General features: G+C 70.0%; 18 protein-coding genes. 10 read left to right on the top strand and 8 right to left on the bottom strand.

What is annotated here, in order from left to right; all coding sequences use genetic code 11:
* Window positions 1-244: 244 nt before the first annotated feature.
* From ACFQV6_RS22395 to mca, 3 genes are all read right to left on the bottom strand, one after another.
* A complete protein-coding gene (locus ACFQV6_RS22395) occupies window positions 245-2734 on the bottom strand; it encodes a putative bifunctional diguanylate cyclase/phosphodiesterase (RefSeq protein ID WP_378029490.1) in 2490 nt (829 codons plus the stop codon).
* Window positions 2735-2969: 235 nt separating this feature from the next.
* A complete protein-coding gene (locus tag ACFQV6_RS22390; RefSeq protein ID WP_378029541.1) occupies window positions 2970-3260 on the bottom strand; it encodes a hypothetical protein in 291 nt (96 codons plus the stop codon).
* 108 nt (window positions 3261-3368) lie between these two features.
* Complete coding sequence (mca, locus tag ACFQV6_RS22385) at window positions 3369-4250, bottom strand: mycothiol conjugate amidase Mca (protein ID WP_378029489.1); 882 nt, start codon at window positions 4248-4250, stop codon at window positions 3369-3371.
* Window positions 4251-4360: 110 nt separating this feature from the next.
* Here mca and ACFQV6_RS22380 point away from each other — a divergent pair, with 110 nt between their 5' ends.
* Window positions 4361-4780 (top strand): DUF4307 domain-containing protein, encoded by a 420-nt coding sequence (locus ACFQV6_RS22380; protein WP_378029488.1) that lies wholly within the window; start codon window positions 4361-4363, stop codon window positions 4778-4780.
* A gap of 177 nt (window positions 4781-4957) precedes the next feature.
* Window positions 4958-5452 carry a transcription elongation factor GreA gene (gene greA / locus ACFQV6_RS22375; protein ID WP_378029487.1) on the top strand — a complete coding sequence of 165 codons (495 nt, stop codon included), beginning with the start codon at window positions 4958-4960 and terminating at the stop codon, window positions 5450-5452.
* A gap of 113 nt (window positions 5453-5565) precedes the next feature.
* Here greA and ilvA read toward each other — a convergent pair whose 3' ends face one another.
* From ilvA to ACFQV6_RS22360, 3 genes are all read right to left on the bottom strand, one after another.
* Window positions 5566-6810 (bottom strand): threonine ammonia-lyase, encoded by a 1245-nt coding sequence (gene ilvA, locus ACFQV6_RS22370; protein WP_378029486.1) that lies wholly within the window; start codon window positions 6808-6810, stop codon window positions 5566-5568.
* A gap of 47 nt (window positions 6811-6857) precedes the next feature.
* Complete coding sequence (locus tag ACFQV6_RS22365) at window positions 6858-8216, bottom strand: amidase (protein WP_378029540.1); 1359 nt, start codon at window positions 8214-8216, stop codon at window positions 6858-6860.
* 78 nt (window positions 8217-8294) lie between these two features.
* Window positions 8295-9446 carry a cystathionine gamma-synthase gene (locus tag ACFQV6_RS22360; protein ID WP_378029485.1) on the bottom strand — a complete coding sequence of 384 codons (1152 nt, stop codon included), beginning with the start codon at window positions 9444-9446 and terminating at the stop codon, window positions 8295-8297.
* A 24-nt stretch (window positions 9447-9470) separates the two neighbouring features.
* Here ACFQV6_RS22360 and ACFQV6_RS22355 point away from each other — a divergent pair, with 24 nt between their 5' ends.
* The 8 genes from ACFQV6_RS22355 to purE all read left to right on the top strand — a co-directional run bounded on the left by ACFQV6_RS22355 (window position 9471) and on the right by purE (window position 17047).
* The gene (locus ACFQV6_RS22355; RefSeq protein WP_378029484.1) at window positions 9471-9917 is read left to right on the top strand and encodes an HIT family protein; all 447 of its coding nucleotides are present in this window, start codon (window positions 9471-9473) and stop codon (window positions 9915-9917) included.
* 2 nt (window positions 9918-9919) lie between these two features.
* Window positions 9920-10579 (top strand): peptide-methionine (S)-S-oxide reductase MsrA, encoded by a 660-nt coding sequence (gene msrA, locus ACFQV6_RS22350; RefSeq protein WP_378029483.1) that lies wholly within the window; start codon window positions 9920-9922, stop codon window positions 10577-10579.
* A 72-nt stretch (window positions 10580-10651) separates the two neighbouring features.
* Window positions 10652-10975 carry a hypothetical protein gene (locus ACFQV6_RS22345; protein WP_378029482.1) on the top strand — a complete coding sequence of 108 codons (324 nt, stop codon included), beginning with the start codon at window positions 10652-10654 and terminating at the stop codon, window positions 10973-10975.
* Between the two features lie 10 nt (window positions 10976-10985).
* Window positions 10986-11228, top strand: coding sequence for a hypothetical protein (locus tag ACFQV6_RS22340; protein WP_378029481.1), 243 nt, complete (start codon window positions 10986-10988; stop codon window positions 11226-11228).
* A 1044-nt stretch (window positions 11229-12272) separates the two neighbouring features.
* A complete protein-coding gene (locus ACFQV6_RS22335) occupies window positions 12273-14267 on the top strand; it encodes a thioredoxin domain-containing protein (RefSeq protein ID WP_378029480.1) in 1995 nt (664 codons plus the stop codon).
* Between the two features lie 22 nt (window positions 14268-14289).
* Window positions 14290-15264 carry a glycerophosphodiester phosphodiesterase family protein gene (locus tag ACFQV6_RS22330; protein WP_378029479.1) on the top strand — a complete coding sequence of 325 codons (975 nt, stop codon included), beginning with the start codon at window positions 14290-14292 and terminating at the stop codon, window positions 15262-15264.
* Window positions 15265-15407: 143 nt separating this feature from the next.
* Window positions 15408-16550: a 5-(carboxyamino)imidazole ribonucleotide synthase gene (locus ACFQV6_RS22325; protein WP_378029478.1), complete on the top strand. Its 1143-nt coding sequence runs from the start codon at window positions 15408-15410 to the stop codon at window positions 16548-16550.
* Complete coding sequence (gene purE, locus ACFQV6_RS22320; protein WP_378029539.1) at window positions 16550-17047, top strand: 5-(carboxyamino)imidazole ribonucleotide mutase; 498 nt, start codon at window positions 16550-16552, stop codon at window positions 17045-17047. The genes ACFQV6_RS22325 and purE overlap by 1 nt, the downstream gene beginning before the upstream one ends.
* 42 nt (window positions 17048-17089) lie before the next feature.
* Here purE and ACFQV6_RS22315 read toward each other — a convergent pair whose 3' ends face one another.
* Together ACFQV6_RS22315 and ACFQV6_RS22310 are read right to left on the bottom strand one after the other, a co-directional pair.
* Window positions 17090-17677, bottom strand: coding sequence for a hypothetical protein (locus ACFQV6_RS22315; RefSeq protein ID WP_378029477.1), 588 nt, complete (start codon window positions 17675-17677; stop codon window positions 17090-17092).
* On the bottom strand, window positions 17674-18954 hold the full coding sequence (locus ACFQV6_RS22310) for a hypothetical protein (RefSeq protein WP_378029476.1): 1281 nt from the start codon (window positions 18952-18954) through the stop codon (window positions 17674-17676). The genes ACFQV6_RS22315 and ACFQV6_RS22310 overlap by 4 nt, the downstream gene beginning before the upstream one ends.
* Window positions 18955-18974: the final 20 nt, after the last annotated feature.

The following is an 18974-nucleotide window of genomic DNA, read 5'->3' as shown; positions in this document are numbered from 1 at the left end:
AGTGCCAGCCGGTCGGCCCAGCTGGCGCTCAGGGGTGCCTCGTGCCCGTTTTGTGACCGCTGAGTGCCAGCCGGTCGACTCAGCTGGCGCTCAGGGGTGCCTCGTGCCCGATTTGTGACCGCTGGGCGCCAGCCGCAAAGCCTCAGCTGGCGTCCAGTGTTGTTTCACGGCAGTCGGAACAGCGCCTGGCCCGACCGAATCCGCTTCCGGCGGGGGAGCCGTCCGGGATCGAAGCGCCAACCGCTCAGGAAGCGCCGTCCGCCCGCAACTGCGTGACATTCGACGGAGCCGCCGCAGCCAGCTGCGACAACGCCTGCACGATCTTGTCGGCCGGCATCGGCTTGCAGAAGTGATACCCCTGCGCCGACGGGCAGCCGAGCGCGATCAAAGCGGCCCGCTGCTCCACCGTCTCGATGCCTTCGGCGACCACCCGGACGCCGAGCCGCGCCCCGAGCTCGACCGCACCGCGGACGACCGCCCCGGCCGCCGCCGAGTCGATCATCTCGTCCACGAACGACCGGTCGATCTTGATTTCGTCGACGGGCATGCGGGTGACCGAGGCGAGGGACGAGAACCCGGTGCCGAAGTCGTCGAGCGAGACCTGAACACCCGAGGACCGCAGGCGCGCCAGCACCTCGTCCACGATGTCCTGCTCGCTCACCGCCACCGACTCGGTGATCTCCAGGACCAGCCGGGAGGCCGGCGTACGGTGCCGGCGCAGCGCTTCCGTCACCTGTGCCGGGAAGGTCGGGTCGGTCAGGCTGCGTGCGGACACGTTCACAGACACCGGAACGTCGATGCCACTGGCGTTCCAGTTCGCCGCCGCGGCGAGCGCCAGGTCGAGCACCCGGCGGGTGAACGGGATGAGCAGCTCGCTGCGCTCGACCGCGGGCAGGAAGTCGCCCGGCGAGAGCTGGCCTCGCCGCGGGTGCCGCCAGCGGACCAGCGCCTCGACACCCGTCGGTGCCGCCGTCACCAGGTCGACGGCCGGTTGCAGGTGCAGCACGATCTGGTCGTCGGCGACGAAGGCGTCCTGCAGCTCGGCGAGAAGGGCGAGCTGATCGGTGCTGCTGGCGTCCTGGCCGCTGTCGTACGTGCCGACGGTGATGCCCAGCTCCTTGGCCCGCCCGACGGCCAGGGAGGCCCGGCGGAGCAGCTCGCTGACCTCGATCTGCCCGGCACCGGCGACCGCCACGCCGACGGTCACCTCGACCGCGAGGCGTACGCCGGCCACCTCCATCGGCAACCGCAGCGTCTCCACCAGCTCCCGGGCCCGGCGCAGGGTCGCCGGCAGCGGGCTCGACTCGCCGTGCGGCCAGCCCGCCGAGTCGGTCAGCGCCGCGATCTCCGGCACCAGCAGCGCGAATTCGTCGTCCCCGGTACGCGCGACAACCTCACCCGGCCGCGCCAGATCGGTGAGGCGCCCGGCGACCAGCCGCAGCACCTCGTCACCGCCGCGATGCCCGAGGGTGCTGTTGACCTGGCGGAAGTCGACCACGTCCAGCAGCAGGACGGCCACGTGCCGGCCCCTGTCGACGGCGCGCAGCACCGGGTCGCCGACCGGGCCGAACGACAGCCGGTTGATCAGACCGGTGAGTGGGTCGTGCACCCGGTCATGGGCGGCGCGAGCGTCCAGCTCGACGATCCGCTGGTGCGCCGCGACGTCGTGCAGTGCACCGGCGAGCGCCTCACCGTAGGCGGTGATCGCGGCGTCGTCCTGCGGCACCGGCAGGCTGGGTTCGCCGAGCCAGACCGTCAGCTCGCCGACCGGGCGGCCGGACACCGCCATGCTCCGGGTGACCGCCGGGCCGGACCGGGTGCCCGGCTCGTCCTGGTGACCGGGGCCGTCCTGCGCGTACCGCCGGTGGCCGTTGTCGGTGCGGACCTCCAGCTCGGCGCGCCGGGCACCGAACACGTCGAGGGCGCCGCGCAGCCCCGCGCGGGCCACGTCGGCCTCGCTGGTGCCGGGGAGCCGGGCGGTCGCCACGGCGAACGCCTCCCACATCCGGCGTTCCTCGGCGGCGCGCAGGTGGAACCGATAGGTGCGGTGCAGCAGCCAGAGTGCCGGGCCGAACGCCAGCAGCCAGAGCGGCTCCCGGGCCAGCGCGAACACGGCACAGAGGCCCACCAGCACGTTGCCGACAGACATCGGCAGTTTGGCGTAGAGCACCCGGGTGGCGATCTGCCCCGGCGCGACATCCCGGTGCAGCGCGAGGGTGAGCACCACCAGGCCGAACGTGATGAGCAGGTAGGTGACCGCTCCGGCGACCAGGGCGAGGTGCAGCCGGGCGCTGTTCACCGGCGCGTCGCCGGCGAGCAGGGAGGTGATGAGTGCGGCGCCGGCCACGCCCAGTGTCATCGAGGCGACCAGGTGGACGACCTCGGCCGTGTTGCGCAGCCCGGTGAGCCAGGCGAGCAGGAGCCAGGCGAGACCGGTGCCGGCCAGGGTGGCGGCGGGCAGCCAGCCGGCCGGTGCGACGACGAACCCGACAACGACGGCAGCCTCGGCCCAGCTCACCGACACCGCGTCCGGCCCGAGACGGAACCGGAGACCGGCGAGCTGTGCGATGGCCGCCAGCACGGCTGCCACGCACACCCCGTCGAGCGGGGAGAGCGGGCGGTCGACCGGGCGGTCCACCGGCTGCAGGGCGCCGAGCACGACGGCGGCGAGCGCGGCGACCACCACGACGATGGTGAGCACGCGGACCGGTTGGGTGCGTGTTGGGGAGGTCATGACGGCATCCACAGGACGTGCACAGGAAGATGCACGTGCAGATGCTCCGCGGAGACCCGGAGCCTGACTATGTGCATGTCAGCGCCCCCTTCCGCACAGGGTCCCGGGGCCGTGCGGCCCCCGGGCGGAAGGCTAAATCAATCCCGATGAACGCAACAGGGCTTGACGGACCCCAGACGGGATGCTGGGCACCTCGGGGAGGAAACCGCCCGGACGGCACCGAGCCTTCCGGGAGTCAATCCTTGGAGGTGCCGCCGCCCGCCGCGGAGCTGTCTTTCCCGTCCGTGACGGCACCATCCTGGGCATCCGCACCGCCCGCGGCCTGCACTGATCGATTCTTCTCGACGTCAGCAGACGCCGCCGCCCTGGATCGATCGGCATCGGTGTCCAGCCGGGCGATGTCTGCCACACCATCCCGCTGTTTGGCATCCGAGAAACTGTCGGGAAGCCGACGAATCCGCTTGTTCATGTTGCGAATCAGCAAGACAGTCGCTATGCACATGAGGACGATGAGGAACAACCCCATCGGACCGGCCAAGCCGCCCGATCGGGTGTCACCGAAGTTGTTGACCGCGAAGACGTCCACGCCCTCAGCCTACTGCTGAGCGAGCGTCAGCCCTCTTCCAGATCCCCCTCAGTGCGCGTCGACCTTCTCCCGGATCCCGGCGAACAGGTCCGACTCCGGAACCGGGCTGTCGACGAGCGACCGCGCCAGCTCGAAATCCTCCGTCGGCCACACCTTCTGCTGCAGCTCCAGCGGGATGTGGAACCAGAAACCGTCCGGGTCCACCTGGGTGGCGTGCGCCCGCAGCGCGTCGTCGCGGACGTGGAAATACTCGCCGCACTCGATGCGGGTGGTGATCTTGTCGCCGCGGTCAGCCCGGTCCGACGCCTTCTCCAGCCACTCCGCATAGGGCGACTCGAGGCCGGCGGCGAGCATCCCCTCGTGCAGCGCCAGCATCCGCGCCCGGGTCCAGCCGGAGTTGTAGTAGAGCTTCGACGGCTGCCACGGCTCGCCCAGCTCCGGATAGCGCTCCGGGTCGCCGGCCGCCTCGAACGCCGCCACCGAGACCTTGTGGCACATGATGTGGTCGGGGTGCGGGTAGCCGCCGTTCTCGTCATACGTCGTCATGACGTGCGGCCGGAACTCGCGGATGAGCTTGACCAGCGGTTTGGCCGCCTCCTCCGGGTCCTGCAGGCCGAAACAGCCCTCGGGCAGCGGCGGCAGCGGGTCGCCCTCGGGCAGGCCGGAGTCGACGAAACCCAGCCACGCCTGGTCGACGCCGAGGATCTCGCGGGCCCTCGCCATCTCGGCACGACGGATGTTCGTGATGTCGGCGAGCACCTCGGGCCGGTCCATCTTGGGGTTGAGGACACTGCCCCGCTCCCCGCCGGTACACGTGGCGACCAGCACCTGGACGCCCTCAGCAATATATTTCGCCATGGTGGCGGCACCCTTGCTCGACTCGTCGTCGGGGTGCGCGTGCACGGTCATCAGGCGCAACTGCTCAGCCACGAATTTCTCCCTCGACCCGGCCGGTGGTCGGCACGCCGGGTTCGGCTGCGAAGATGGACCCTGCCATTCTGGCCGATCCCACCGACAACAAACGCACGAGAGGTCGTCAGGTGAGCGAGACGCACGCCACAGCGCCGGTCTTCCCGCCCGGCCGGTACGGTCGCCGGCGCGACGGCCGGAACCGCCGCTGGGCGCCGATCCTCGCGGTGGCGGTCTTCGCGGTCGGCATTCTCGGACTCTCCGTGGCGTACTACGACAAGTTCGGTCAGACCGACTACACCGCCGACATCATCGGCTGGAGCGAGCCGTCGGACGCCGAGTTGGTGATCCAGTTCCGGGTCCGGGTCCCGGAGAACGCCACGGCCTCCTGCATGCTCCGGGCCCGCGACTACGACGGGTTCGAGGTCGGGCGCCGAGCCGTGCTGATCCCGGCTCCGGAGGGCGGCGGCTCGGTCGAGGTGAGCGAGTCGGTGGCGACGAAGGCCCGGGCGTCGGTGGGCGACGTGATGGGCTGCCGCGCGGCCGACTAGCTGATTCTGGACCTGTTCAAGATCCGGCGCCATCGACGAACGTGTCGGTGTGCATACCGCTGGTAAGCTTTGTGATTCGCTGCGTTCAACTAGTCGCGAATCCCCGCGTGTTTTGACTGGCTATTTTCCGCCCCGTTCCAGCAGAATTTCCGCCCCGTTCCAGCAAGGAGATCGACCGTGTCCAGTTCCGAGGCGCCCAAGACCTGGCTCTCCCAGGACGCTTACGACCGGCTACAGGCCGAACTCGACGAGATGATCGCGAACCGTCCGGCGGTCGCAGCGGAGATCAACGCTCGCCGCGAGGAGGGCGACCTCCGCGAGAATGGTGGCTACCACGCCGCCCGCGAGGAGCAGAGCCGCCAAGAGGGCCGGATCCTCTACTTGAAGGAGTTCCTGCGCAACTCGGAGGTCGGCGAGGTCCAGGTCGCCGACTCGGTCGGCCCCGGCTCGGTGGTCACCATCTACTTCGACGACGATCAGGCCGACACCGAGACGTTCCTCCTCGGCTCGCGGGAGATCTCCTCCACCACGACCCTGACCGTCTACAGCCCCGAATCGGCACTCGGCAAGGCGATCCTCGGCGCCCGGCCCGGCCAGACCGTGACCTACACGGCCCCGAGCGGCGCCGACATCAAGGTCACCGTCGTCGAGTTCGGCGCCTTCGAGGGCTGATCCTCCAGCCTTGGCTGATTCCCCGGCTTTCCGGAGAGCTCGCGGCCGTTGCCGCGAGCTCTCAGCCCATTCAAGACCATGCAGGGGTACGGGCTAAAGCACACCGCCGCACGTCACGGTGTCGCCTCGGCCAGCAGTGCCACCCGGTAGCCGGCATCGCGCAGTGCGCTGATCAGGGCCGACGAGTGCGCCGGTCCCCGGGTCTCCACCGACAGGGCCACCTCGACCTCGCCGAAGCTGAGCCGGGGGCTCTGCCGCGAGTGGTTCACGTCGACGACGTTGGCCCGCTGTTCGGCGATCTCGCGGAGCAGCCGGGCCAGCTGTCCCGGCCGGTCCGTGCAGCGCACCGCGAGGCGCAGGAACCGGCCGGCCGACGCCAGGCCGTGCTCGATGACCCGCAGCAGCAGCATCGGGTCGATGTTGCCGCCGGACAGGATCGCCACCACCGGGCCGCTCATCGGCGTGTATGCGCCGGTCAGCAGCGCCGCGACCCCGGCAGCGCCGGCTGGCTCGACCACCATCTTGTGCCGCTCCAGCAGCACCAGCAACGCCGCCGACAGGTCCTCGTCGGTGACCGTGACGATCTCGTCGACCAGCTTCGCCACGTGTGCGAACGTCAGGTCACCCGGCCGCATGACCGCGATACCGTCCGCGATCGTGGCGCAGCTGTCGAGCTTGCGGGGCCGTCCGGCGGCCAGCGAGGGCGGATAGGCGGCGGCACCGCTCGCCTGCACCCCGACGATCCGGATGTCCGGCCGGAGCGCCTTGGCCGCGACCGCTAGCCCGGAGATCAGCCCGCCACCGCCGACAGCCGTCACGATCGTCGTGGCTTCCGGGCACTGCTCCAGAATCTCCAGCGCGACGGTGCCCTGACCAGCGATGACGTCCGGGTGGTCGAATGGGTGGATCAGGATCGCCCCCGTGCTGCGGGCGAAGTCGTTCGCCGCCTCCAGCGCGTCGTCCACACTGGTTCCGGCGTATTCGACGGCCGCGCCGTACCCCTTGGTCGCCGAGACCTTCGGCAGCGGAGCACCCTCCGGCATGAAGACGGTGGCCCGCGTACCGAGCAGGCCCGCCGCGAGCGCCACACCCTGCGCGTGGTTTCCCGCGCTGGCGGCGACCACACCGCGGGCACGCTCGGCGTCCGAGAGACGCGAGATCCTGGTGTACGCGCCGCGCACCTTGTACGAACCGGCCCTCTGCTGGTTCTCACACTTGAGCCACACCGGCACCCCGGTGACCTCACTCAGCGGACGCGAGGTGATCAGCGGCGTCCTCATCGCCACCCCGGTCAGCAGATCACGGGCGGCCTCGACGTCGGCGAGGGTGAGCAGGTCCAGCGGTGTCGCGGCGGTCATGGACACCTATCGTGCCACCTGATCTTCACCGGACGGCACCCTCCGCCTCACACGAGGGCGTGCCGCTGCCAGGGGTTGAGGACCTCGAACTGGCCGGCGACCGCGAGCATCAGCAACTCCGAGTCGGGCGGGCCGACGAGCTGCACCGCCAGCGGCAGCCCGTCGGGCCGGAATCCGACCGGGATCACGATCGCGGGCAGGCCGGCGTAGTTCCAGGGCGCCGCGTAGGGCGCGTAGGCGGCGTTCACCAGCATGTTCTTGCGCCAGGGTGCTGACGAGTACTGGTCGGCGGGCGGGGGCGCGGTGGCCAGCGCCGGGGTGAGCAGCAGGTCGATGGAGCGGTCGGCGAAGAACTGGATCGACCGCTCGCGCCAGGTGTCACGCTGCTTCTGCCGGACCAGCCCGGCCCGCATCGCCGCCTTGCCGAGCCGGATGTGGTGTCGCGTACGCGCTTGCAGCTCCCGCACCGGCAGGCCTTCGGAGTTCACGTAGGCACCCGCGAACCAGGTGGCCAGCACGCCGAGGGCGACCCCGGTCGGGTAGCGCGGGTCGGCGGTGACCGTGTCGTGGCCGGCGTCGACGAGCAGTTTCGACGCGGTGCTGACCGCCGAGACGTTCGACTCGTCCGGCTTCACACCGGCCGCCGGAGATCGCAGCGAGACGCCGATGCGCAGTTTCGACGGCTCGACCAGTTTCGGCGGGGTCTGCCCGGCCAGCACCGAGAAGCCGAGTGCCGCGTCGGCCACCGTGGTGGTCAGGACGCCGTTCTCCACCAGGCCGAACCAGTCCTTGTCGCCGAAGTCGACGGGCACCACGCCCCGGCCCGGCTTCAGCCCGACCAGGCCGCAGCAGGCCGCCGGGATCCGGATCGAACCGAGCCCGTCGTTGCCCTGCGCGATTGGCACCAGCCCGGCCGCCACCGCTGCCGCCGAACCACCGGACGACCCGCCCGGGGTCCGGTCGAGGTCCCAGGGGTTGCGGGTCGTCCCGTCGGCGTCGTCGGTGAGCGCCCAGAGACCCATCTCCGGCATCTTGGTGACGCCGACGACCACCGCACCGGCACCCCGCAGCCGCCGGACCACCTCGTGATCGACCTCGGCCACCTCGGGCGTCCGCGCGGCGGCCGAACCGTGCCAGGTCGGCAGCCCGGCCACCGGAGTGTTCTCCTTGACCGCCACCGGCACGCCGGCCAGCGGCAGGTTGGCCAGGTCTTCCTGGTCGTCGACCTTCTCCGCCTCGGTGATCGCCTCGACGCCGCGAACCACCCGGAAGGCGCCGAGCGCCGGGTCGGAGATGCCGATCTGTTCCAGATGGTCCGCCACGACCTGGGTGGCGCTCGCATCGCCACGGCGCACTGCCCGGGCGATCTGCTTGGCGGTGGCTCCCACCCAGGTCGTCGCGTCCATGCCCTGATCTCCGGTGTCAGTCTTGTCCGAGCGACTGCTCGGCATCGGCCTTTTCCGAGCGAACGCTCGCGGTTTACCTCATCCGAGCGCCTGCTCGAGGTCGGTGAGCAGATCGTCAACGGTTTCGATGCCGACAGACAGTCGCACGAGATCGGCGGGAACTTCAAGCGCTGAGCCCGCAGCCGACAGATGTGTCATCTGTCCCGGGTGCTCGATGAGCGATTCGACTCCACCGAGCGACTCGGCGAGCACGAAGAGCTTCGTACTGTTGCAGATCGCGATCGCCGCCTCCGGCCCACCGGCCGCACGGAACGAGACCATCCCGCCGAACCGGCTCATCTGCTTGGCCGCCGTCTCGTGACCGGGGTGCGTCTCCAGACCCGGGTAGAGGACCTGGCCGACAGCCGGGTGCTCCCGCAGGTACCCGACGATCCGCTCGGCGTTGTCGCAGTGCCGGTCCATCCGTACACCCAAGGTCTTGATGCCACGAAGGGTGAGCCACGCGTCGAAGGGACCGTTCACGCCACCCATCGCGTTCTGGTGGAACGCCAGCTCCTCGCCGAGGTCCTCGCCCGCGGTGACCAGGCCGCCGCCCACCACATCAGAGTGTCCACCCAGATACTTCGTCGTGGAGTGGATCACCACGTCGGCGCCGAGCGCGATCGGCTGCTGCAGGTAGGGCGAGGCGAACGTGTTGTCCACGGCGAGCATCGCGTCGTACTCGTGGGCCAGCCCGGCCAGCGCGGCGATGTCCGCGATGTTGAGCAGCGGGTTGGTCGGGGTCTCCGCCCAGATCAGCCGGGTGTGCCCCGGGCGGAACGCGGCCCGCACCGAGTCCAGGTCGTCGAGCGGGGCGGCCGTCCAGTCCAGGCCCCACCGCTCGGCCACCTTGCTGAACAGGCGGAACGTGCCGCCGTACGCGTCGTTCGGGATGACGACGTGATCTCCCGGCCGGCACACCGTACGCAAAAGGGTGTCCTCGGCTGCCAGACCGCTCGCGAAAGCGAGCCCGCGACGCCCGCCCTCGATGGCCGCAAGGCACTCCTGCAACGCGTCGCGAGTCGGATTCTGCGACCGGCTGTACTCATAACCCAGGCGGGGAGCGCCGACGGCGTCCTGGGCGTAGGTGCTCGTCTGATAGATGGGTGGCACCACCGAGCCGGTCCGCGGGTCCGGCTCCTGGCCGGCATGGATGGCAAGGGTGTCGAACCCGTAGCTGTTAGCCGTCATGTTCCGCAAGGCTAGTCTCACCTGGTGGCCGACTGCGTGTTCTGTGGCATCGTGGCGGGGACCGTCGCGGCTTTCCCGGTGGCGTCCTCCCCGTCCGGAGTCGCCTTCCTCGATGTCCGCCCCGTCTTCAAGGGACACGTCCTTGTCGTCCCGCGCCCGCACATCGTCCAGCTGACCGATCTCCCCGTCGCCGATTTGCCGGGTTACTTTCGCTTTGTCCAGCTGCTCGCGGCCGCCGTGCCCGCCGCACTCGGCTCGCAGGGCACCTTCATCGCCCAGAACAACATCGTCTCCCAGTCGGTGCCGCACCTGCACACCCACGTCGTACCCCGCACCAAGGGCGACGGCCTGCGCGGCTTCTTCTGGCCCCGCCGGAAGTACGACAGCGACGACGAGGCGACCGGGATCGCCGACGCCATTGGTAAGGAATACCTGCGCCTCAGCGTTACGGATACCGGACGAAGGGAGTGACCGTGTTCCTGCGGCACAAGAAGCTGGATCTGCCCACCGCCGAGACCGCCCTGCCGGGCCGCGACACCGAGATCCGGGTCGCCGACACCCACACCGTTCTCGGCACCCCGCTGAAGGGACCTTGGCCTGCGGGCTATGAGCTGGCCGTCTTCGGAATGGGCTGTTTCTGGGGCGCCGAGCGCATCTTCTGGGAGCTGCCCGGCGTGCACTCGACATCCGTCGGCTACGCGGGAGGCTTCACCGCCAACCCGACGTACGAGGAGACCTGCTCCGGCACCACCGGCCACACCGAGGCGGTCCAGGTCGTCTACGACCCCAGCAAGATCAGCTACGAGGACCTGCTGAAGGCCTTCTGGGAGAACCACGACCCCACCCAGGGCATGCGCCAGGGCAATGACGTGGGCACGCAGTACCGGTCCGCGATCTACACGACTACGGCTGAGCAGGCGTCTGTCGCGCAGGCTTCGCGGGAGGCCTTCCAGCCGGTGGTGTCGAAGGCGGGCCACGGCGAGATCACTACCGAGATCAAGCCGCTGTCGAACTACTACTACGCCGAGGACTACCACCAGCAGTATCTGTCGGACGCCAAGAACCCGGGCGGCTACTGCAACCACGGCCCGAACGGCATGACCTGCCCGATCGGGGTGGCTCGCACCAGCTGATCCGGCAACACGGGACGGGCGCCCCTCCGGAGTCCGTCCCGTGTGACGATGGTGCCGAGGAGGTGGCGTGAGATGCGCCGGTACGCGAAGCCGATCGTCGTCGCGGACGATCTCAGCCTGCTGCGAGGACAGACGACGGGAGTCGTCACCCTGCCGCGTCACCTCGACTGGTCCGGTGCAGCCGACTACGACCTCGACAGCCCCGGCCGGATTGTCGATCTTTACCGCACAGTCCTGATCGAGGCCACCAAGCCGGACGACCTTCATGTCTTTCTTGATCAGGCAATGCTCACCAGGCTCTGGCCGTCGATCTGGCTGCCGCCGAACCTACGCCGAGCGTGGGAGGAACGCTTTTCCACGCTCAGGCGAGCCGCGTCGGAAGTTCCTGCCGCGTAAGGTCGCAGGCATGGATCCCCAGCACCGCGAGCTGGCCGAAATCGCCCTTCGCGCAGCCGGAGATGGTCATGGACTCGCGCTCGCCGGCGGCTATGCCGTTCGGGAGCACGGCATGGGCAACCGACCGAGCGGTGACGTCGATCTGTTCACCGATTGGCAGCGCTCTACGGCCGTGCACTCGCCCGGGACTTCCTCGACATCGATGCTGTCCTCGCGAGCGGCCGCTATACGAGAGATCAGCTTCTTCGACTGATCGAGACCGCTGATCCCGGTTTCGATCGCGCGACCTTCGCCGATGTGCTGGGAGCGGCAGACCAGATCAGTGATGCCGCATTCGCTCCCTACGGCATCGACTCGGAATCCATCCGAGGCCTACGCCAAAGATTCGCCGAGTGGCAAAAGACGCTACGGCAGGACTGATGCGTCGTCAGACCTTAACGGTTGCCACCAGCAGTACATTTCAAGTGACAAATACCCCAATGGGTAGTGCAACCACGGCCCGCACGGGATGACTTGCCCGATCGGTGTGGCTCGGACCAACGGACGGTCTATGCATCTGGGCTCGCGCTCGCTTCGGCGGGTGCGGGCTTAGTTCGTTTCTGCCTGCCATCCCGTCGGCCGTCGACCCAGGGCCCCGGCAAAGTCGTGCCGTGTCCGACTTGAGCGGTCTGGAGTAGAAGCGCCGCTGCTGGCGGCAGTAAGACGGGCATGATCGGTTCAGAAGATCCCTGGGCATCGCCCCGGACCGGCGCCCGTCCGAAGCGATGATCCGCCGACTGTTGCAGGCGATGGACCCGCAGCTGCTGACCGCGGCGATCGGTGTCTGGCTCGCCGGGCGGGCCGTGGCCGACACCCGTGCGGGCCGGCGGGCGATCGCGGTCGACGGCAAGACGCTACGCGGATCCCGCACCACCGACACCACCGCCCGGCACGTTCACGATTGTCGTCACCCTGACGCGGCACCTCGACTGGTCCGGCGCGGCCGAATACGACCTCGACAGCCCCGGCCGCAGGATCCGAGGTCGCCGTCACGGTGTCCCGGGTGTTCGTCCTGCTTAGTTGCGTCAAGGCGCAGCAGCGCAGGCACCGGCGGGGCCGCAGTCAGGGTGCTGGCGTGCCACCCGCGCCCCTCGGACGCGATCTTGGGCGTTTCTACACCGCGGGGCGTGGTTGTCTACCCAAGGTCCACAAGCTCGCCTCGACTCGAACTGGACTACCGCGGCCCTGGTGGGACGGCGTGCGGCGTGGCCCGAGGTGGAAGCCGGTGGCGCCGGTGGGAGCGTGAGAGGGTTGAAGCATGGCCAACCGTCTTGCTGATGCCGCCTCGCCCTACCTGCAGCAGCACAAGGACAACCCGGTCGACTGGTGGCAGTGGTCGGCTGAGGCGTTCGAGGAGGCGCGGCGGCGGGACGTGCCGGTGCTGATCTCGGTGGGGTATGCGGCCTGTCACTGGTGTCATGTGATGGCGCACGAGTCCTTCGAGGATGCCGGCGTTGCGAAGTTGCTGAATGACGGGTTCGTCTCGATCAAGGTGGATCGGGAGGAGCGGCCGGATGTGGACGCCGTTTACATGACTGCCACGCAGGCGATGACCGGGCAGGGTGGCTGGCCGATGACGGTTTTCGCCACGCCTGACGGGGACCCCTTCTTCTGCGGCACCTATTTCACCAAAGCGCAGTTCACCAGGTTGATCGCCTCGGTCACCACCGCGTGGCGGGACCAGCGGGAGGATGTGGTCAAGCAGGGTGCCGCGGTGGTTCAGGCGGTCGGTGGGGCTCAGTTGGTCGGTGGGCCTACCGCGCCGATCTCGGCGGAGCTGCTCACGGCGGCGGTTGAGGGGCTTTTGAAGGAGCACGATCAGTCGTACGGCGGGTTTGGTGAGGCTCCCAAGTTTCCGCCGCACATGAACCTTCTCTTCCTCCTGCGGTATCACGAGCGGACCGGGTCGGCCGAGGCGCTGGAGGCGGTTCGGCACACGTGTGAGCAGATGGGGCGCGGCGGGATCTACGACCAGTTGGCGGGGGGATTTGCCCGCTATGCGGTGGACAACACGTGGACGGTGCCGCACTTCGAGAAGATGCTCTATGACAATGCGCTGCTGCTTCGGGCGTACACGCAGCTGTGGCGGGTGACCGGTGACGGGTTCGCGCGCCGGATCGCTGACGAGACGGCTGAGTTTCTGCTGCGGGACCTGGGCACGCCGGAGGGTGGGCTGGCGTCGGCGCTGGATGCCGACACCGAGGGTGTCGAGGGGCTGACGTACGCGTGGACGCCCGCGGAACTGGCCGGAGTCCTCGGTGAGGAGGACGGCACCTGGGCGGCTGACCTGTTCGGGGTGACCACGGCCGGCACCTTCGAGCACGGTAAGAGCGTGCTGGTGCTGGCCCGGGACATCGACGCTGCCGAGCCGGTGCTGGTGGAGCGCTGGCAGGGCGTCCGGTCCCGGCTGCTCGCGGCGCGGGCGGAGCGTGCCCAGCCGGCCCGTGACGACAAGGTGGTGGCGTCCTGGAACGGTCTGGCGATCACCGCGCTGGCCGAGCACGGGATGCTGACCGGCTCGGCCTCGTCCCGGGAGGCGGCGGTGGCGCTGGCCGGTGTGCTGGCTGACCGGCACCTGATCGGGGGCCGTCTGCGGCGGGTGTCCCGGGACGGCGTGGCCGGGGAGCCGGCCGGGGTGCTGGAGGACTACGGGTGCGTGGCGGAGGCGTTCCTCGCGGTGCACCAGGTCACTGCCGAGCCGCGCTGGCTGGGCCTGGCCGGTGAGCTGCTCGATGTGGCGCTGACCCGCTTCGGTACCGGTGAGGGTGGCTTCTACGACACGGCCGACGACGCGGAGAAGCTGCTGACCCGCCCGGCCGACCCGACGGACAACGCGACACCGTCGGGTGCGTCGGCGGTCTGCGCGGCGCTGGTGTCCTACGCGGCGCTGACCGGGGAGACGGCCTATCGGGAGGCTGCGGACGCGGCGCTGGCGACATTGGGGCCGCTGATCGGCGGGCACCCGCGGTTCGCGGGATATTCGGCGACGGTGGCGGAGGCGGCGCTGACCGGGCCGTACGAGATCGCCGTGGCCACCGGCGATCCGGCAGGCGACGAGCTGGTCGCGGCCGCGTTCCGGCACGCACCGGGCGGCACGGTGATCGTCGCCGGGGAGCCGGACCGGGCCGGAGTGCCGCTGCTGGCCGACCGTCCGCTGATCGGTGGTGCCGCTACGGCGTACGTCTGCCGTGGTTTCGTCTGTGAGCGCCCGGTCACCACCGAGGAGGACCTGCTCACCCGCCTCGGCCGTTGACGGGTGCTGTCAGACTGCGCTGATGCGTCGGAAGAAGATCGGCATTGCTCTCTTCGTGCTGGTGGTGGTGACAGCCGGCCTCTTCGTGCGCAACAGCTCGACGCTGGCGGGCGCTGAGCAGGGGCAACAGCCTTATCTGCTCGCGCACCGGGGTATCGGGCAGACGTTCGACCTGACCGGGGTCACCGCAGACACCTGCACCGCCCAGCGCATCGACCCGCCCGGGACGAACCTCCTGGAGAACACGCTGCCGTCGCTGCGGGCCGCGTTCGACGCCGGTGCCGCGGTGGCCGAGATCGACGTGCAGCTGACCAGCGACGGGCAGCTTGCGGCCTTCCACGACGCGACGCTGGAGTGTCGTACCGACGGGCGCGGCACGATCGGCGAGAACACGATGGCGGAGCTGCGCAAACTCGACGTCGGGCACGGTTACACGGCGGACGGCGGCGACACCTTTCCGTTCCGGGGGAAGGGGATCGGCCTGATGCCGACGGTTCCGGAGGTCTTCGCCGCGGCCGGTGACCGGGAGCTGAAGCTCGACATGAAACGCGACGATGCGGCGGACGGCCGGGCTGTGGCGGAGTTCCTGGCCACCGTCACGCCCGAGGTGCGGGACCGGACGGCGGTGGCCGGCGGGGACGCGGCGGTGGCGGCCGTCCGGGAACGCTTCCCGGAGATGCGGGCGACGTCCCGGGAGCTGGGCAAGGACTGCCTGCTGAGGTACGCGGGAATCGGCTGGACCGGTCACGTCCCCGACTCGTGCCGGCGGCTCGAGCTGCCGCTGCCCGCGCGGTACGGGCGCTGGCTGTGGGGCTGGCCGAACCTCTTCGTCGAGCGGATGCGGTCGGTGGACACCCGGGTGGTGCTGGTTCGTGGCGAGGGTGACTGGTCGGCGGGCTTCGACACCGCCGAGGACGTCGAGGAGATCCCGGACGGCTGGGCGGGTGGGGTCTGGACGAACCGGGCGGATGTCGTCGCGCCGCTGCTCAAGCGCTGATCGTCCGGAGGCGGCCGTCGTGTGCCGCGGTAGCGCCCGCAGGGCGGGTACCGGACTGCTGGGGTTCGGTGAGATGTCGGCCGTACGAAAAAAATGGGGTTGATTTTTGGGGTGAGCTGGGGAATCGCTAGGCTTGCCAGGCGATGGATACCCGAACCGGTCTGCCTGTAGTCGGCATGGTGGGGGGCGGGCAGCTGGCCCGGATGACCCACCAGGCCGCCATTTCCCTCGGCCAGTCACTGCGTGTGCTCAGTGAGAAGCCCGACGACAGTGCCGCGCTCGTCGCGGCGGACGTGCCGATCGGCACCCACACCGATCTCGCCGCGCTGCGCGAGTTCGCCAAGGGGTGCGACGCCGTCACCTTCGACCACGAGCATGTGCCGACCGAGCACATCGAAGCGCTCGAGGGCGAGGGAGTGAAGATCTTCCCGGGTTCGAAGGCGCTGGTCTTCGCCCAGGACAAAGGCCTCATGCGTGAGCGTCTGGCCGCGCTGGGCGCGCCGGTGCCGCGCTGGCGGCGGGTCAGCACGGGCGAGGAGATCGAGACCTTCGCGGGCGGGTCGTGGCCGGTCGTGGCCAAGGCCACCAGAGGGGGGTACGACGGACGCGGCGTCTGGATGGTCGGCTCCCGTGAAGCCGCAGACGATCTCGCGTCGACCGGGATCTCGCTCATCGTCGAGGAGAAGGTCCCGCTCCGCCGTGAGCTGGCGGCGCTGGTCGCGCGGTCACCGTTCGGGCAGGTCGCGGCCTATCCGGTGGTGGAGACCGTGCAGAAGGACGGCATCTGCGTCGAGGTGATCGCGCCCGCGCCTGGGCTGCCGGAAGAGCTCGCTCTGGAGGCGCAGCAGCTCGCGATCGACCTGGCCAACGAGCTGGGAGTGGTCGGCCTGCTCGCGGTGGAGCTCTTCGAGACCGACGCCGGCATCGTGGTGAACGAGCTCGCCATGCGCCCGCACAACTCCGGCCACTGGACCATCGAAGGCGCCCGGACCTCGCAGTTCGAGCAGCACCTGCGTGCCGTCCTGGACTATCCGATGGGCGCCACCTCGCTCACCGCCCCGGTGGTCGTGATGGCCAACGTGCTCGGCGGCGAACCCGGTGGCATCTCCATCGACGAGCGGCTGCACCACCTCTTCGCCGAGGTGCCCGACGCGCGGGTCCACCTGTACGGCAAGCAGGTCCGTCCCGGTCGCAAGATCGGGCACGTGACGGTGCTCGGTGATGATCTGACAACGGTGCGGGCGCGGGCCGCTCGTGCCGCCCGATGGCTTCAGGAAGGCGAATGATGGCACCCGTCGTCGGCATCATCATGGGCAGCGACTCGGACTGGCCGACCATGGAGGCCGCGGCGGTGGCGCTGGCGGAGTTCGAGGTGCCGTTCGAGGTGGGTGTGGTCTCGGCGCACCGGACCGTTCGCAAGATGGTGGACTACGCGGAGTCGGCGGCGGAGCGCGGGATCCGCGCGATCATCGCGGGGGCGGGTGGGGCGGCCCATCTGCCGGGGATGGTGGCGGCGCTGACCCCGTTGCCGGTGATCGGAGTTCCGGTTCCGTTGAAGCACCTCGACGGGATGGATTCGCTGCTGTCGATCGTGCAGATGCCGGCGGGGGTGCCGGTGGCTACGGTGTCGATCGGTGGGGCTCGGAATGCCGGGCTGCTGGCGGTGCGGATTCTGGGTGCGGCTGATCCGGTGTTGAGGCAGCGGATGGTGGGGTTTCAGGCGGGGTTGGAGAAGTTGGTCGCTGAGAAGGATGCGGCGTTGCGGGCGACGTTGATGGGGTAGTGCGGGGGCGCTCCGTGTGCGCTGGCTGCTGTTGCGCGGTTACTAGGGGCGGGCGCCGCTTCTGATGTACAGGGTGGCGCCGATCGTGAAGGCGGCCAGGGCGGTCGGCCAGGAGAGGTCTGCTGTGGATGGCTGAACCGGCCAGGCCCAGACGTCCTCCCAGCCGCCGTCGCGGGCGGGCGCCGCGGCGTAGACCGCACAGACGTAGGAGAACGCGGGTACCCAGGCGAGCCGTGCACCCAGCAGGGCCGCCGCACCGGCGATCAGCCCGATGCACCCGAGGGTGTTGCGGCCCAGGGCGTATACGCCGTAGATCCCCGGGTCTGGCAGCCCGGCCGCTGCCAGTGCGGCCAGGATGGCGGCGGCTGCCCCGAGGAGGTGTCCGGTTCGGATCAGTCGCCAGCGCACCGGCAGGCTTCGCTCCAGCAGTTCGTCCGGCCCGGCCAGAGTCGGGCCCAGCAGTAGGGCGGCCAGCAACGGCGCCAGAATCACCACCGGCACGCGGGCGCCGGGGCCGTCGAAATAGGTCCGGGTGGCCAGCCAGTGTGCGGCACCGGCGGCCAGCAGAGCCACTACCAGCAGCCCTACGGCGAAGCCGGGAAGTCGGCGGGCCCGTAGGAGAAGGCTCATGGCAGGTCCAGCCGGGCCAGCGCCGCCTGATCGCACGCGCGGGTGGCAGCGAGCACGGCGCCCACCCATTTCCGCTGCTCGTTCTCGGACAGGGCGGCTACCTCGGCGGGCGGTTCCCCGCGTGCCCACTGCTCCGCCGCGAAGACCGTGTCTTGAACGCCGGCGGGGATGCCGGCGGAAATGTCGGTGGGACTGCTGGGGGGAATGTCGGCGGTGATGCCGGCGTCCGGCCAGCAGTCGACGGTGGTGAAGGGGGAGCCGAGGTTCGAGACCAGCCAGTCCTCCCGCGCCACCCCGCCGGTCAACTTCGCCTGATCGAGCAGGGAGAACCACAGAACGTCGGTGCGGTCGTCGTCGCGTTCGCGGGCGAGTTCGTCCACCGCCCGCACCGGGCCGCCGGGCACCTCGGCGAGCCGGTCCAGCCCCGGCCCGAGCACCTTCGCCACGTCGTCCAGCAGGAACGCGTTGACCTGCGCCACGCACACCCGATCGATGCAGGCCAGAGCCGTCGCGCCGGGGTCCGCGCCGGGCTCGCCGAAGTTTGCGCCGGCTCGTGCGGGTACCACCAGCAGGGCGGCGGCGAGGACGGCCGGGACGGCGGCCGCCCACCAGTGCCGGGCCGCCAGCAGGAACAGCAGAGCGGCGATCGTCATCAGCCAACCGGCCTGCCAGGCGTGGAACCGGACCGGCCAGACGTCCTCCGCCCAGGCGTAGCCGATCACCGGGGAGAGCCGGGTCCACGGAGACTCGTGGAGGTAGATCGGCACGGCGAGTCCGAGATAGACCACCAGCCCGGCAATCGGTGCCACCACCCGCAACGGCGCGAGCCGTCCGATCAGGACACCGAGCGCCGACGCCGTGACCAGGGCGATGAACCCGACGAGCATGGTCCACCACCAGCCCGTACCCGGATAGCTGCTGCGCAGGCCGACCAGCATGGCGGCCACGGCCAGCGGCGGCACCAGCCCGGCGAGACCACCCAGGGTGACCGCGGCGGAGGCGGCGAGCAGGGGCTGCCAGGTCGGCCGCGGGCTCGTGCTGAGCAGTTCCTCGAGCTGCGCGCGCCGCTCACGGCCGGCTTGCCACGCGCCTGCGGCGACGAGCAGAGGACAGAGGATCAAGAGCGAGACCCTGAGGTACGCCGAGAGCCCACCCCATTTCGCCACCCAGTCGTCCGGGTGCACCACCAGCATCCAGATCATCGCTGTTGCGGTGAGCAGCGCGGTCAGAGGAGGGGTGCCACGCCGCATCTCGGTCTTCAGGAGGCGGCGGATCACGAGCAGGTTCCCCGTACGGT

This window comes from Actinoplanes sp. GCM10030250 (assembly GCF_042666575.1).
GTDB lineage: Bacteria > Actinomycetota > Actinomycetes > Mycobacteriales > Micromonosporaceae > Actinoplanes.
This window is presented reverse-complemented; position numbering and strand designations above follow the sequence as displayed.

Bases quoted from the DNA above. Each gene is read 5' to 3' on its own strand.
- ACFQV6_RS22395 (WP_378029490.1), bottom strand. From the start codon at position 2,734: ATGACCTCCCCAACACGCACCCAACCGGTCCGCGTGCTCACCATCGTC.
- ACFQV6_RS22390 (WP_378029541.1), bottom strand. From the start codon at position 3,260: ATGGGGTTGTTCCTCATCGTCCTCATGTGCATAGCGACTGTCTTGCTG.
- ilvA (WP_378029486.1), bottom strand. From the start codon at position 6,810: ATGACCGCCGCGACACCGCTGGACCTGCTCACCCTCGCCGACGTCGAG.
- ACFQV6_RS22365 (WP_378029540.1), bottom strand. From the start codon at position 8,216: ATGGACGCGACGACCTGGGTGGGAGCCACCGCCAAGCAGATCGCCCGG.
- ACFQV6_RS22360 (WP_378029485.1), bottom strand. From the start codon at position 9,446: ATGACGGCTAACAGCTACGGGTTCGACACCCTTGCCATCCATGCCGGC.
- ACFQV6_RS22345 (WP_378029482.1), top strand. From the start codon at position 10,652: ATGCGCCGGTACGCGAAGCCGATCGTCGTCGCGGACGATCTCAGCCTG.
- ACFQV6_RS22340 (WP_378029481.1), top strand. From the start codon at position 10,986: ATGGATCCCCAGCACCGCGAGCTGGCCGAAATCGCCCTTCGCGCAGCC.
- ACFQV6_RS22335 (WP_378029480.1), top strand. From the start codon at position 12,273: ATGGCCAACCGTCTTGCTGATGCCGCCTCGCCCTACCTGCAGCAGCAC.
- ACFQV6_RS22330 (WP_378029479.1), top strand. From the start codon at position 14,290: ATGCGTCGGAAGAAGATCGGCATTGCTCTCTTCGTGCTGGTGGTGGTG.
- ACFQV6_RS22325 (WP_378029478.1), top strand. From the start codon at position 15,408: ATGGATACCCGAACCGGTCTGCCTGTAGTCGGCATGGTGGGGGGCGGG.
- purE (WP_378029539.1), top strand. From the start codon at position 16,550: ATGGCACCCGTCGTCGGCATCATCATGGGCAGCGACTCGGACTGGCCG.
- ACFQV6_RS22315 (WP_378029477.1), bottom strand. From the start codon at position 17,677: ATGAGCCTTCTCCTACGGGCCCGCCGACTTCCCGGCTTCGCCGTAGGG.